Annotated in this window: 8 protein-coding genes; 3 read left to right on the top strand and 5 right to left on the bottom strand. The window is 51.4% G+C overall.

Features of this window, described 5'->3' with window-relative positions; genetic code table 11:
• Positions 1–33 precede the first annotated feature (33 nt).
• From Q320_RS0101680 to Q320_RS0101660, 5 genes are all read right to left on the bottom strand, one after another.
• On the bottom strand, positions 34–513 hold the full coding sequence (locus Q320_RS0101680; protein ID WP_027467560.1) for a GNAT family N-acetyltransferase: 480 nt from the start codon (positions 511–513) through the stop codon (positions 34–36).
• Between the two features lie 48 nt (positions 514–561).
• Positions 562–1,188, bottom strand: coding sequence for a PH domain-containing protein (locus tag Q320_RS0101675; protein WP_027467559.1), 627 nt, complete (start codon positions 1,186–1,188; stop codon positions 562–564).
• Positions 1,189–1,261: 73 nt separating this feature from the next.
• Positions 1,262–1,804, bottom strand: a complete 543-nt coding sequence (locus tag Q320_RS18040) for a DUF4442 domain-containing protein (protein WP_211251149.1) — start codon at positions 1,802–1,804, stop codon at positions 1,262–1,264.
• Between the two features lie 61 nt (positions 1,805–1,865).
• Complete coding sequence (locus Q320_RS0101665; RefSeq protein WP_211251148.1) at positions 1,866–2,177, bottom strand: antibiotic biosynthesis monooxygenase family protein; 312 nt, start codon at positions 2,175–2,177, stop codon at positions 1,866–1,868.
• A gap of 155 nt (positions 2,178–2,332) precedes the next feature.
• Positions 2,333–4,162, bottom strand: coding sequence for an ABC transporter ATP-binding protein (locus Q320_RS0101660; RefSeq protein ID WP_027467557.1), 1,830 nt, complete (start codon positions 4,160–4,162; stop codon positions 2,333–2,335).
• Between the two features lie 225 nt (positions 4,163–4,387).
• Here Q320_RS0101660 and Q320_RS0101655 point away from each other — a divergent pair, with 225 nt between their 5' ends.
• The 3 genes from Q320_RS0101655 to recB all read left to right on the top strand — a co-directional run bounded on the left by Q320_RS0101655 (position 4,388) and on the right by recB (position 14,306).
• The gene (locus tag Q320_RS0101655) at positions 4,388–6,874 is read left to right on the top strand and encodes a DUF1631 family protein (protein WP_169734419.1); all 2,487 of its coding nucleotides are present in this window, start codon (positions 4,388–4,390) and stop codon (positions 6,872–6,874) included.
• A 279-nt stretch (positions 6,875–7,153) separates the two neighbouring features.
• Positions 7,154–10,561 carry an exodeoxyribonuclease V subunit gamma gene (gene recC, locus Q320_RS18035; RefSeq protein ID WP_169734418.1) on the top strand — a complete coding sequence of 1,136 codons (3,408 nt, stop codon included), beginning with the start codon at positions 7,154–7,156 and terminating at the stop codon, positions 10,559–10,561.
• Entirely contained in the window at positions 10,554–14,306 is a 3,753-nt protein-coding gene (gene recB / locus Q320_RS0101645; protein ID WP_027467555.1) for an exodeoxyribonuclease V subunit beta, read from the top strand. The genes recC and recB overlap by 8 nt, the downstream gene beginning before the upstream one ends.
• Positions 14,307–14,439 lie beyond the last annotated feature (133 nt).

Below are 14,439 nucleotides of genomic sequence, written 5' to 3'. Positions count from 1 at the left end.
GAGTATGCTGAGCTTTAATGACGCGCTGGTGATTTAGTTGAGTGTGAGCGTCATTTTCTGTATTTGTACTTCGGGAAAGCTAGTTAATGCTTCATGGTGATTGATAAATTCAAAGCCACTTTGTCGGTAAAGTTGAACCGCCGCATGATTCTCGGGCGAAACCATGAGCGCCATTGTGCTGTGGCCGAGTGTTTGGGCGCGTTTTTTTAGTGCCGCAAGTAATTTTGTGCCAATTGTGCGTTGACGATGCGTCGGCGCGACCCACATTGCGATGACATTAAATTCAGCGCTCGGAATGACATAGCCGATTAAACCGACGACATTTTCACCATCAAATGCAAATGTAAACTCTGGGTTTTGACCTGGCGTTGCAAGGTCTTGCCAATCTTCGTCGTTGAGTGTTGCGGCTTCAACGTAGCTTTGGCCGTAGGCGCGAGGGCTATCTTGCAATGCAGCAAGTCGAACTGTTTTTAAAGTACGCCAATCAGTAGTTTGGCTTGGACGAATTTGCATGTTTACCCTGTAGAGAAAAAAGCCGCCAGACTCGGCGGCTTGCTGGCCTTATTCGGCAGTGCCGGTATTGATATAGCGCTCAAATACAAAGCCAAAATCTTTGACCACGTATTTTTGCTGCGCGGCAGAGAGCCAGCTAAACGCGCTTTGGTTGATTTCTTTAAATGCTTCGACGACAGGCGTGCCGCCGACTTGACCACGGCCTAGCGTTGTCGCTGCGAGTTGTAGGCTCGCTTTAGCATTGTCATGCGCGACTTCATTTTCATGCATGGTTTCGGCGATTTTCATCAGCGATTTGTATAGGTCTTTTAGTTCTTCAAGATGCTTTTTATGCACGTCGATTGAAAAAGCTTTGTTGCCAAAGACAAATTTAATTTCCACGTCCATATCCACAGTGCCCGCGGTTTCGAGATGCACATCGGTAATCGGGTAGGCGTGATAGCTGTAGCGATAGAGCATGCGTTTTTTGCTCATTGCGCTAGTGCCATCCAAATGAATCAGCGCTTTATTGGTAAAGCAGTATTCGTCCGTTTTGGATTTAATCAGGAAAAAGATTTTTTCATTGTCTTCGTGAAACACATAATCATCGCTATCGACTTTGTCATAATCGGCGGGTTTAACGACCGAACCAATATCGCTGAGCCCTAATGCATCCGCTGCTAATTTACCAAACATGTGCTGACCTCGCTGTAGAAGTGGGTATTCATTGAAGTGGATATTAATTATTGCACGTGATTTCAGTTTTGCGTCAATGCGTGTTCAATTGCGCTTTACGTTTTGCTTGTTTTTCGGCGTAGACTGATTGATGCGCGATATAGACCAACCGCTCGACTTCGGCACACACATCGCCTTTGGCGTTAATCAGTTGTACTGGATAAGTGCGCGTGATTTCTGGCGTGATCGCCAAAAGTTCGTGGATTTCAGTGAGTTCGGCATCGTCGAGATTGAACTGCGCGGTGAGCGTGCCCAGCGCTGGGCGTTTGAAATGGATCGTGCCGCCTTTATCCCAAACGACATAATCGTCGCCCAAATTAAAATACAGCATGCACATATAAAACGGATCAGTCGCCGCAAACATGCTGCCGCCAAATAGACTGCCATTCAGATTGCGAGTTTTCCAATTGAGTGGCAGTTTGACGGTGATTTGGCGTAAATCGGCAGAAATTTGGCTCACGCGGCAACCGGTGCGACGGATTGCAGGGTATAAGTTAAAACCAACTTTGAGTAAAGCCGTTGCCAATTTGGGGCGGGCGAGAATGGCAAATACCATTTTACGAAATAAAGGCGACATGGTTCCTCGGTGGGTATGTTGATATCGCTTTTTATCAGTAAAGCTTAGCGTTAGATACCCGTCAAAACCCGTAGTCGCGCTCTACTTTGCTGATGCGAACTTTAAACGCTTGGTACCAAATATCTCGCCCCATTTTTTGTGCCATTAAATGTTCGCTATGCGCTTTCCAATTTTTGATTGCGTCCAAATCTTGCCAGTAAGAAACGGTAATGCCAAGCGCTTGGCGCGCGGATTCTGCCCCTAAAAATCCTGGCTGAGTTTGTGCGAGTTCGATCATTCTTTCTGCCATCGCACCATAGCCTTCGTCGACATCAGTGCGAATCGACGTAAAAATCACGGCGTAATAGGGTGGTTTGGGGGTGTTGGCTAGCATAGAGATCCCAAAAAGTTTTCATTGAAAAGGTGTTTGTTAACGAAAGACGCGACTAGCAGGCAATGCCCTTGGGGCACGAAGGAAAGCTAAGCTCAAATTTATTGAGGTGATATTGTTCGCTTGGATTTTTCTTCGTGCCTTTCGTGATCCGGCTGTTAGTCTTCTTCTCCTAAGAAACCGCCACTTTGATGTGACCATAGCCTTGCATAGAGGCCGCCATGTTCGAGTAGCTCTTGGTGATTGCCTTGTTCAACAACTCGGCCTTGATCGAGCACGATGAGCCTATCCATCGCCGCAATCGTTGAAAGCCTGTGAGCGATGGCGACGACGGTTTTGCCTTCCATTAAGCGATACAGGCTCGTTTGGATGGCGGCTTCAACTTCGGAATCGAGAGCGCTGGTGGCTTCGTCGAGTAATAAAATCGGCGCGTCTTTGAGCATCACGCGCGCAATGGCAATCCGTTGGCGCTGGCCGCCAGAGAGTTTTACGCCACGCTCACCAACGTGCGCGTCGTAGCCAGTGCGGCCTGCAGGATCGCTTAAATTCAAAATGAATTCGTGCGCTTCGGCGCGTTTGGCTGCGGCGATCATGTCTGCGTCGCTGGCATCGGGGCGACCGTACATAATATTTTCGCGCACCGAGCGATGCAGCAAGGACGTGTCTTGCGTCACCATGCCGATGTGCGCGCGCAGGCTGTCTTGCTGCACGTGGGCGATGTTTTGCCCGTCGATCAAAATTTGGCCCTGCTGAATATCGTAAAAACGCAGCAATAAATTCACTATCGTTGATTTGCCGGCACCTGAGCGTCCGACAAGGCCGATTTTTTCACCGGCTTGAATATGTAGTGAGAGGTTTTCGAGTAGTAAACGCTCGCTGTCGTAGCCAAAGTCGACCTGTTCAAAGCGCACTTCACCGCGCGGAACTTCGATGGCTGGCGCATTGGGCGTATCGAGCACTTGATGTGGTGTGGTCAGCGTATTGATACCGTCTTGCACCGTACCTATATGCTCAAACAACGCAGCAACTTCCCACATAATCCATTGCGACATGCCGTTTAAGCGCAGCGCCATCGCGAGTGATGCCGCCACTGCACCTGCCGTGATTTGACCTAAACTCCATAAATGCAGCGCCGTGGCGGCGCTGGCCAAGATCAATAGAACGCTGAGTGAGTGATTAACGACTTCAAATTGGCTAACGAGGCGCATTTGCCCGTTCACCGTGTGCATGAATTCTTGCATCGCTGAACGTGCAAAAGCAGCCTCACGGCGGCCGTGCGAAAATAATTTGACCGTGGCGATATTGGTATAAGCGTCAGTAATCCGACCCGTCATTAGCGAGCGCGCATCGGCTTGGTTTTTTGCCGCAGTGCCCAAACGGGGCACGAAATAACACATTGCCAAGATGTAGAGCAGCATCCAGCCGAGCAATGGTGCGAGCAGCCACAGATCAAAGCTACCGGCAACCGCCAGCATCGTGAAAAAATAAATCGCGACGAACACCATAATGTCGGTGACGATAAATACCGTTTCGCGTACCGCCAGCGCTGTTTGCATGACTTTGGCCGAAACCCGACCGGCAAATTCATCCTGATAAAAACTCATGCTTTGAGCCAGCATTTGGCGGTGAAAATTCCAGCGCAAAAGCATCGGGAAGTTGCCCGCTAGTGCCTGATGTTTGAGTAGCGTTTGCAGGCCAACGATAATCGGGCTAAACAAAAGTACGCCAGCAATTAAATACAGCCTAGGTTTCTCTTGTTGCCAAAGTTGGCTGGGTTCGATGTGGCTGAGCCAGTCAATCAGATGCCCTAATAGGCTGTATAAAATGGCTTCGAATGAACCAATAATTGCGGTGCACAGCATCATGCCAAAAATCAGCGGGCGTAAGCCTTGGGTGCAGCGCCAAATGAATTGCGTGAAGTGGCGGGGTAGATTTTCCCCGTTTTGGCTGGGGTAAGGGTGGACTAGATTTTCAAAAAAACGCAGCACGTGGGGGATTCCTAAAAGCCAATGCAAGGGTTCGATTGTACCGAATGCCTTGCATACTGTGACAGCAGAATATCTGAATCGATTGAATGACTTGTAATACCGACCGTTCATACCGCTATACTGATTGATAGCCGTTTATTTGTAAGAATTCAGTGTTAGTATTCGCGCGAAAAATTAATGCTTGCTGATTGGCGGCATCGAAAACAAGATCGGATGGGGCTTTATATGGCAGTAAGAACGATGGATCGGAATGATTTATTAATTGCGACGCGCAGTGCATTTTTGGCCGCATTTAATCAAAGAATTGCTTTGGTGCTAGAGCAGGCGATCGCGCAATTATTTGTCAAAGCTGATCGCGCCGCTTCGATGGTTGAGCAACGGATTTTGTTGGAATCACGCCAATTTATTATGTCGCACACTGCGGTGCTGGAGCAGCAGTTGGTGCGTACTCTCGAGCAGCTCGTTCATCGTAGTTTTCAAACGGCGTATAGTAATTTTCGGCCGTCCTTTTTTGATGGCATCGGCTCAGCCGGGCTGACTTTGGTTGAGTCGGCTTCGTTTGAAGAAGAGCTACATATCGATCAAATTACCGTGCGGTTTCGCCAAGAGGCAGAAGAGCCTCTGCGGGATTTAAATATCCGGATTGCTTTGTTGTTTGAGCAGGATGTGATTAAAGAGCGTGAGAATCCGTTTCGCACCTATGTGATTTCACGCGCTTTGGCGACTGCGCTGGAAGAAACTGTAAGAGATACGATGCTTATTCCGGCTTTGCTAGAGCAAATGACCGAATCTATGTGCCCGCATATCGCGCCGATTTATGAAGAGCTCAATATCTTGCTGGCGCAAAATGGCATTGCGGCGCAGTTGCAATTAAAAGTACGCAAGCAACCTGATTTATCTCGGCTGAGTGCCTTGCCAGAAACCGACTCTTTACCCGTTGCGGATGAGTCATTATCAAGCGGTGCTGATCGTCATTTTGGCCCCAACCCAGTATCAAGCTATGCGATGAATACGGCAGCAGTAAGTAAGGCCGAGCTGCCTCGCCGTTCTGAAGATCAGTTACTCAATTATGTGCAATCGATGGGCGCAGAGGCTTTAACTCCGCTTGATGAAGCTTCTAGTGCATCGGTATCTAGTCCGTCTGCTCCTGCAGCAAAGCCGTCTTGGCTGAAAGACGTTCAGCATGTCGGGCAAACACTGAAGCACTTTTTCACTGGGCACGGCCTATCTCAAATGGGCGCTGTCGATGCGCCGTTTGCCGATGAGGCCGCGCCGCACGCATTGCGTGCCGTTAGCGTACCGTTAGCACATTCGGTGCAAAACCTACTTCAGGTCGCCACACCCTCCACTGAGGCGATGTGGAGTAGTGATGGCAAAATTCGCAATTTGATTTTAGAGCAGCGCCAGCAGCTCAATGACATCGCCGCTGATGCCGATGAATCGATGACGATTGATGTTGTCGCTATGCTGTTTGAGTTTATTTTGCGCGACGGCAAAGTACCGGCTGAAGTACGCGCACAATTGGGGCGTTTGCAATTTTTGGTGCTGAAAATCGCGCTGCAAGACCCCAATTTATTCGCTCGCAAGAACCATCCTGCGCGGATGTTAGTGAATCGGATTGGTTCGATTTCGCTGGGTATGCAGCAGAATAGCGAAAGCGCTGAGCGCGTCAATGCCGAGATTTGCCGCATTGTTTCGGTGATTTTGGCCGACGAAACTGAAAACCTTGATTTGTTCACGCAAATGCTCGACGAGCTAGATTCTTGGGTCGCCAATGAATTGGCGCACTGCGAGAAAATGGCCAGCACCGCCGCACAAGTACTCGATCACGCTAAACAACGCACGCTGCATTTTGCGCGAATCACGGCGATGATTTCGGACGCACTGTCGCCGTATACGATAGAGCCTTATCTATCGGACTTTTTGATTGGCACTTGGGCGCGAGCTATTGAATTGGCGGGGCGTGAAAACCCAGCTAAAGAGCAGCGCTATCGTTTGGTCGTTCCTGATTTGATTTGGAGTTTGGCCCCTAAAGTAGATCGCGAAGAATGCCGACTGTTGCTGGGTTTGATTCCGAGTATGGTCGTGACCTTGCGCGAGGGCGTGCTCACCTTGGGTTGGCGCGCTGAGCAGGTTGCTGAACTTAGTACGCATTTGGTCGATGCGCATCGTTTGGCAATGCGCTCTGGCTCAGGCGTATTGGATGTGCCGCCGCCGCCGCTGTCTTTGATTCATGAGGCATTTAGCGGATTTATGGCGGCTGCTTATAGTGAGGAAGCGAGTGAGGCCGAGGCCAAAGCACCGTTAAATCCGGTCTTTATTGATGAGGCGATTGGCGCGCTGGAAATTAAACTCAATTTAATTGATCAAATTATTGAGGCCGAGTTGGGTTTGGATTCGCCAACGCAAGCAATGGCTTATGAAGCCAGCGAAAATCCTGCCTTTTTCGAGCAGTTGGGTAATGGCGTAGCGGTTGAAATCAATATCAGCGGCACGCAGCAGCAGGCGCAATTGAGTTGGACGAAGGAAAATCAAAATGCGATTGTGCTGACCATTGTCGATCACGCCGAGCCTGCTGTATTGAGCTTGCGCGCATTTCGTCGTTTGTTTGCTCGCGACCGAGTACGCTTTTTGGAAGAGTCGCAATTGTTCGATCGGGCCATGGTTGATTTGCTGCGCTCAGCAGATGATTTGGCGCAGCAGGAAGTTTAAAATAATAGGGTATTTCTGTGTAGACTTCGTATGTAAATGGCTACGTTGATATACCTTGGGTGGTGTTTAAATTCCCTACTGATTTCGCATCACAATACTTAGGCTGTCGCTCCCACATATTGCGCCGCAGGCATATAAAATAATCGACAGCTCATCTATATGAAGATTTGTTGTTTAAATTAAAATTTTTCGCTTAGCTGTGCGCCGTCGCGGCTTGTGTGACGGTTCTTGTCAGTTTAAACGGGTAGAATGGGCGCACGTTTTTACTCCGGTTTTCCCATGACCTCCCGCCTGAATATCTACCAATCCAATCGCCTTGAAAATCTATTTGAGCTGCTGCAAGCGCTGTATGGCGTGGCGCTGAGTGATCCGTTTGCCAGTGAAAAAATCATTGTGTCCAGCAAGGGGATGGAGCGTTGGTTGCGGTTTAAATTGGCGGATAAAGTTGGGATTTGCGCTGGGATTGATTTTCAGCTGCCAGCGAGCTTTGTTTGGTCTTTGCTCAAAGACGCCATGCCGCATTTGCAGGCTGAATCGCCGTATGGTTCTAGCCCTTTGGCGTGGCGTTTATTTGGCTTGTTGCCAAACTCAACAGCGCGTGACGCCAGCCCGATTGTTGCGGCGTATTTGGAAGAGGGCAATGCGCAGCGGCGAATGGCGCTGGCGGGGCGTTTGGCCGATGTGTTCGATCAGTATTTGGTGTTTCGTAGCGATTGGATTGCCGCGTGGGAAGCGGGGCAGTTATTAGATTTAGGCGCTGATGAAGCTTGGCAGGCCGCACTGTGGCGCGAAGTGCGTGCCAGCATCGATGCGGATTTTGCGGCTGATGCCCACTTAAATAACGTCCCGCATCGCGCTGATATGTTTGTGCGTCTGTTTCAGCAATGGCAGGAAGGCGGTCCGAATCGCCTACCCGAGCGGATTACCGTGTTTGGTATTGCCGGTATGCCGCCCGCGTATATCGATGTGCTCGGCGCGCTGGCGCAGCATATCGATGTGAATCTGTTTTTGCTGAACCCTTGCCGCGAGGAATGGGGAGCGATTGTCAGCGCCAAAGTGATTGCGCTGCGCGAAAGCAAGCGCCCGCAAGAGGCGCTGTATCTGGATATTGGCCATCCGCTGTTGGCATCTATGGGTAAGGCGGGGCGAGATTTTTATCGCGCGGTGACCGAAGCTTTTCCGTGGACGGGCGGCGGTGAACAATGGCTGTTTAGCGATCCACTCGAAGGCAATCCAAACCCCACCTTATTGCAAACGCTGCAATCGGATGTGCTCAATCTATTTAATCGCGATGCGGCCAGCGCCCAAGTGATCGCAAAAAACGATCAATCTTTGACGTTTCATAACGCACATAGCGCGATGCGTGAAGTGGAAATCTTGCATGACCGTTTAACGGCGATGCTGGTGGCGGACGATAGTTTGCTGGCTTCCGAAATCGCTGTACTGCTGCCCGATATGGGGCCGTATGCGCCGCTGATCGAGGCGGTATTTGGCGGCGCGAAAGCCTCTGGCGCGCCCAATATCCCGTTTAATATTGCCGATTTAACCACGCAGCAAGAATGCCCTGCGGTGGATGTGTTGCTGCTGTTGTTGAAATTGCCCGAAAGCCGCTGCAAGGCCGATGAGGTGTATGGCCTGTTGGAAACGCCGCAAGTGGCGGCGCGCTTTGGCATTCAAACGAGCGACCTCAACACGCTGCGGCATTGGATTGCGGCGGCGGGAATTCGCTGGGGTTTGGATGCCGCACATCGCGGTGAATTTGCATTGGCCGATATGGGCGCAGCCAATACGTGGCAAGCGGGTTTGGATCGCTTGCTGCTTGGCGTGGCTTTGCCCAATGCATTGGCGGGGGAGAATATCCCACTATGGGGCGAGGGCGCTGGCGCGATTGCGCCGTGGGATGATTTGGAAGGCTCGCAAGCGGGTTTACTCGCCAAATTGATGTCAGTGATTGCTGCGCTGAAATTCTGGCGTACTGAGTTGGCGTGCGAGCGCAGTCTGCCAGAGTGGCGCGATGCGGCGTTGGCGCTGCTGGATGCGTTTATTTTGTTTGACGAGCAAGACGAGGCTGAATTAAAACTCGCCGAAGCGATCCGCACGACTTTGGCGGCTTTGGCTGACGAAGCCGAATTGGCGGGTTTCGCTAGCAGCTCTGATGTTGTGCCGCGTGAAGTAATGGTCGATTGGCTGCAACATCGCTTTGAAAATAGCAGTCGCGGCTCGGGATTTATGTCGCGCGGCGTGACGTTTTGCACGATGGTGCCGATGCGCGGTCTGCCGTTCCGCGTCATTGCGGCTCTCGGTTTGAATGAAAATGAATTCCCGCGCAATCCGCCCACCGCCGGATTTGATTTGATCGCGCAAAATCCACTCTTGGGTGACCGCTCGCGGCGACTCGATGATCGATATTTATTCCTCGATATTATTTTGGCTGCACGCGAAAAGCTGTACCTATCTTGGGTGGGCCGCAGTCTAAAAGACGACGCGAATTTCCCGCCCTCAGTACTGGTCAGCGATGTACTCGATTGTGTCGCGCAAGGGTTTTTACTTGAAGGCGATTTGGATGCATCGCTGGAAGTGCGTCGAGAGAATCTATTTAAACATCTGTGTACAGAGTATCCATTGCAACCCTTTAGCCTGCAGGGCTTTGATAGCAATACTGCTGATAATCGATTGCAATCGTTTAATCCCTTGTGGCGCAACGCGGCACAACAAATTGCGACGCGGTCTGCTACCAAGCCACTAGAGCAGCCCATTTTCGAGGCGCTGAGCTATCCCGAATTCGTCATGCCAGCGGAAATCAGCTGGAATGACTTAGCGCAATGCCTTGCCAAGCCAGTCGCCTATTTTTTGCGTCACCGTGCGCATTTGTATTTGCAAGAGAAAGACGGCAGCTTGCTGGATGACGAAGCATTTGATTTAAAAGATTTTCGCGATAGCCGAATTCGCGAGTTAGGCCTGAAGTATGGCCTTGCAGCGCATGATCTGGCTTTCGCACGTGGCGATACCCCGCTAGGCACACCGGGTGAAATGATGGTCGACGAGCAATTGATTGCCGCCAGCGCCTTGCGCGATGCCTTGCCGATGTATCGCAGCGGCGAACCCTTGGAACCGCAGGCGGTAAATATTACATTGCCGTCGGTGCAGATCACGGGTTGGCTGGACGATTGCTACTCAACAGGACGGATTGTTGTGCGCAGCCAGATTTTCTCGCGCGAAGTGTTTCGCGTTTGGGTTGAGCATTTGGTTTTGTGCGCGAATCCGCCACCAGAAATGGTTTTGATTACGCGCTGCTTGTCGCCCGAGCGCGTGTTTGTGTTTACTCCGCTGGCAGAACATATCGCGCTAGCGCATTTGGCCGATGTCGTGGCGCTGTATTGCGCGGCGATGAGCGCGCCGCTGCCGTTTTTCCCGCACACCGCTTTGGCTTGGGCCAAAGAGGATGATATCGATCTGCGATGGGAAAAAGGATTGGCGCGCTGGTTACCAAGTTTTCAAGCGGAGGGCGAATGGCTGGAAGTGCAAAATCAATTGCTGTGGCCAGAAGATCCGCTGGAGGAAGGTCGCGCTGAGCGTGAGATCTTTGCTGCATGGAGCGAACGTATTGTGCTGCCGATCTTGGACGCGGTGATCGATCATGATCTGGCCAGCGATATCGCGATGCTAGAAGGAGAGCGTTATGAGTGAGGTTCTGTTAAACACACCACAAACGCCGCAATTCGAACAACTCAAAGTGCATGAAGTAGCGCTGGCAGGGCGCGTATTGATTGAGGCATCGGCCGGCACGGGCAAAACTTTTAATATCACCGGCCTGTATGCACGTTTGGTGTTGGGGGCGAGTATTGCTCCGGGAGAACCAGCTTATAACGCGCAGAAGGGATTACTCCCTGAGAGTATCTTGGTCGTTACGTTTACCAAAGCCGCGACTGCCGAGCTAAAAGATCGGATTCGTTTACGCTTGGCGCAGCTCACGCAAACCTTTGTTGAGCAAGCTCCCGTACAAGTGAACGGTGCTGACGAGCCGTTTTGCGCTGAAGTTTGGTCGCGGGTGGTTGCCGAATCGCTCGACCCTGCGCCGCTACTGGCACAATTGCGTTTAGCCTTGGCGACGCTTGATTGCGCGGCGATTTCGACAATTCATAGTTTTTGCCAGCGCCTACTGACCGAGCAAGCCTTTGAAGCTGGTTTTGATTTTGATCGTACTTTGCTTGAAGACGAGGGCGAGCTACTCACCGAAATTACGCACGATTTTTGGCGCACCGAGCTGTATAGCGCCGATGCGGCGTGGGTGGCCTATTTGCGCAGCCAGAAAATCACGATCGATGAATTGCAACAACGCGCCGCGCGCGCCAAGACGCTCAAACCCGCTGATTTTCTGCCACTCGCGCCTTTGCCGTCCGCACAATATCAGCAAGAACAGGTTGAACGTTACACGGCGCTATGGGCGGAATGCCAAAAACACTGGGATTACACAGAAGTCAGCGCCTTGCTGATGAATGCTTTGGCCGGAGAGATTTTTTCTGGCACGTATAAATTGAGTAGCGAGAAATGGCAAAACTGGTTGGCACAGGCCAATCGCTTGATGCAGGCGGGCACGCCGAGCGTGAGTTTATTTAAAGAATGGGAAAAACTCACGCAAACTCACATCCTCAAAATGGTGAAAAAAGATTTTAAAGCCGTCGCGCCAACGCATGAATTTTTTGCTGCTGCGGAGCAGGTTTTTTTAAGCGCGCAAAGCGTCGCGGCAGATTTGGATTTGCGCCTCAAGCATTGGTTGCTGCATTTTGGCGACTATGTGCGCAGCCAATTGCAACTTCGCAAAGCGCAGGCTGGCAAAATGTCGTTTGACGACAGCATCACGACGCTGGCCGCGGCGCTACAAAACCCCGTTCGCGCGCAAAATTTGGCGGATAAAGTCAGCAAAAAATACCAAGCGGCTTTGGTCGATGAGTTTCAAGATACCGATCCTTTGCAATTTGCGATTATTGATCGGCTTTTTGGACAAGCTTTGGGTGATAGCAGCGACGGGAAATCACCTCCGTTTTTCATGGTCGGCGACCCTAAACAAGCGATTTACGCGTTTCGCGGTGCTGATGTGTATGCCTATTTGGGTGCACGCGCTCAGGCTGATGCTTGTTATTCGATTGATACCAATTTTCGCTCCGATGCGCCGATTGTTGAGTTTGTGAATGCGCTGTTTGCGCCTGCTGACGCGTTCGTTGAAAGCAAAATCACGCATCCGAACATTCTCGCTAAACACAGTGGCGATTCCAAATTGCGCTGCGCCGATGACAGAGGCGCTGTGCATGCCTTTGTGTTTGATGGCGAGAAGCCCGAAGTCGCCGAGAAAATGCTGCTTGCCGCGACGGCAGATGAAATTGCCGCGCTACTGAATGCCGCCAGCGCGGGCAAGGCCATGCTGGGAGAGCGTGCTTTAAGTCCGCGTGATATTGCCGTGCTGGTGCCTAGCCATCGGCAAGCCAATGAAATGCGCAAAGCGCTGCTTAAACGCGGCGTGGCGGCGGTGATGCAGACGCGGGAAAGCGTGTTTGCTTCCGCTGAGGCACAAGGCTTGTGCGCGATGCTGGCGGCGATTGAAGCGCCCGCGCAGACGGCTTTGCTGCGCAAAGCTTTGGTCAGCTCAGTGATGGGCTTGAGCGTGGCGCAATTGATGGCGCTGCAATTGGACGATGCGGCTTGGCAGGTGGAAGTCGAAAACCTGCAAGGCTGGCGCGATGAGTGGCGCAAGTTTGGTTTTATGCCGATGTTTCGCCGCTGGTTGGTCGAGGCCGATATTGCCAGCCGTGTTTTGCAATTTGCTGATGGCGAGCGCCGCCTGACTAATTTGCTGCATGTTGCGGAATTGGTGCAGCATGAATCGCGCTCTCGGCCTAGTCCGGCATTGCTGTTGGCGTGGTTGGAAAAGCAAGTGACCGAACCCGATCAAGGCGCAGAAAGTCAGCAAATGCGCTTAGAAAGCGATGCAGATCGTGTGCGTTTGGTGACGATTCATGCGTCCAAAGGTTTGGAATATCCGGTGGTGTTTTGCCCATTTTCGTGGAAGGGCAAGAAAGAGCTGGTGCGAAATAAAGATATGGTCGCGTTTCATGATCCTGCTGCGGCGCATGTACTGAAAATTGACGTGGGCACGCCAGAAATCACCGAGCATTTGAAATTGGCCGAGTTTGAGGCCTACGCCGAAGCGGTGCGCCTGCTGTATGTCGCCGTGACGCGCGCGAAGCATCGGCTGTATTTGGCCTTTCCGGCATTTGAAAATCTGGCTTGGCAATCTGTGGCTGGCGTAAAAAACGCGCCGCTTTCGCATTTATTGCGCGATGAAGCGGGCGTGCCGTTGCGAAATAATTTAAAAGATTTGAGCATCGCTAAAGTGAGCGCTGCGTTTGTTCGCCTAGGGCAGAACATGTCAACTGCGTTGACGGTGAGCGATTTGCCGCAAGCGCAGCGCTTTATCGGTGAGCAAGGTGAGGTGCCTGATTTGCAGGTAGGCGCATTGTCTAGGCGATTTGGGCAAGCGCCGTGGAGTTTGGCTGCGCCGTGGCGATTGGCAAGCTTTACGTCGTTGACGCGCTCGCACAGCGATGCCCTCTCTGGAATGAGCGGCGAAGTGGGCGCAGATCATGACGCGCATACGACTGTAGCGATCAATGTTGATGCCGCAGAGGCTAGTCGTGAAATGCGTTTTCTATTCGCGCGCGGTAGTAAGGCGGGTACCACGTTACACAGCGTGCTAGAAAATGAAGATTTTACGCGCGGCGATGCAGGCGCTTTGGCGGTGAACGTTGAGCGGCAGATGTTGAAGTCGGGTTTGATGGTGGATGTGGAGATTGCCAATCAAACTGCTGACTGGTTGCTCGATGCGCTGGCTGCGCCGATTCATTTGGCAAAGGGCACGCTAACGCTGAATCAACTCAGCCCACGCCAGCGTTTGAATGAGTGGCAGTTTTTATTGGGCTGCCCGAACGTGGATATCGCAGCGTTTTGTCGGGTATTGGCAAGGCCCGAGTTTAAGATTGAACCGCGTTTTATTGCCGCAGCGCAGCGTCTTAAACCCGAAAAATTCGTCGGTTATTTGAATGGTTTTGTCGATTTGGTGTTTTTCTGGCAAGGCCAGTATTACATTGCCGATTACAAATCGAACTTCTTGGGCGAGCGCCTGAGTGATTACGCGCCAGATGCTTTGCTCGATGTAATGAGTGATTCGCACTATTACTTACAGTATTTACTCTACACCTGCGCCTGGCACCTCCACATGCAAGCGCGTATGGGCGAGAGCTACGACTACACGCGAGATTTTGGCGGGGTACTTTATTTATTTATTAGGGGCATATCGACACAGCAATCTGGCAGTGGAGTCTATATGGATATACCTAGCTTATCGCTAATTGAAGCATTAGATAAAACTTTAAAATAAATAAGTCGGTCGTAGGGTGGGTTAGGCCGCCACTAGGCCTATGCGTTTTCATAGTGCTGCTGTTCGGCCGTAACCCACCATTACCATGCTGATGTGTACAAAAGTGGTGGGTTACGGTCGAAAGATAGTATCG

Source organism: Deefgea rivuli DSM 18356, assembly GCF_000620145.1.
Lineage (GTDB): Bacteria > Pseudomonadota > Gammaproteobacteria > Burkholderiales > Chitinibacteraceae > Deefgea > Deefgea rivuli.
This window is presented reverse-complemented; position numbering and strand designations above follow the sequence as displayed.

Coding starts and splice junctions, on each gene's coding strand:
- recC (WP_169734418.1), top strand. CDS start 7,154: ATGACCTCCCGCCTGAATATCTACCAATCCAATCGCCTTGAAAATCTA.
- Q320_RS0101675 (WP_027467559.1), bottom strand. CDS start 1,188: ATGTTTGGTAAATTAGCAGCGGATGCATTAGGGCTCAGCGATATTGGT.
- Q320_RS0101665 (WP_211251148.1), bottom strand. CDS start 2,177: ATGCTAGCCAACACCCCCAAACCACCCTATTACGCCGTGATTTTTACG.
- Q320_RS0101680 (WP_027467560.1), bottom strand. CDS start 513: ATGCAAATTCGTCCAAGCCAAACTACTGATTGGCGTACTTTAAAAACA.
- Q320_RS0101655 (WP_169734419.1), top strand. CDS start 4,388: ATGGCAGTAAGAACGATGGATCGGAATGATTTATTAATTGCGACGCGC.
- Q320_RS18040 (WP_211251149.1), bottom strand. CDS start 1,804: ATGTCGCCTTTATTTCGTAAAATGGTATTTGCCATTCTCGCCCGCCCC.
- recB (WP_027467555.1), top strand. CDS start 10,554: ATGAGTGAGGTTCTGTTAAACACACCACAAACGCCGCAATTCGAACAA.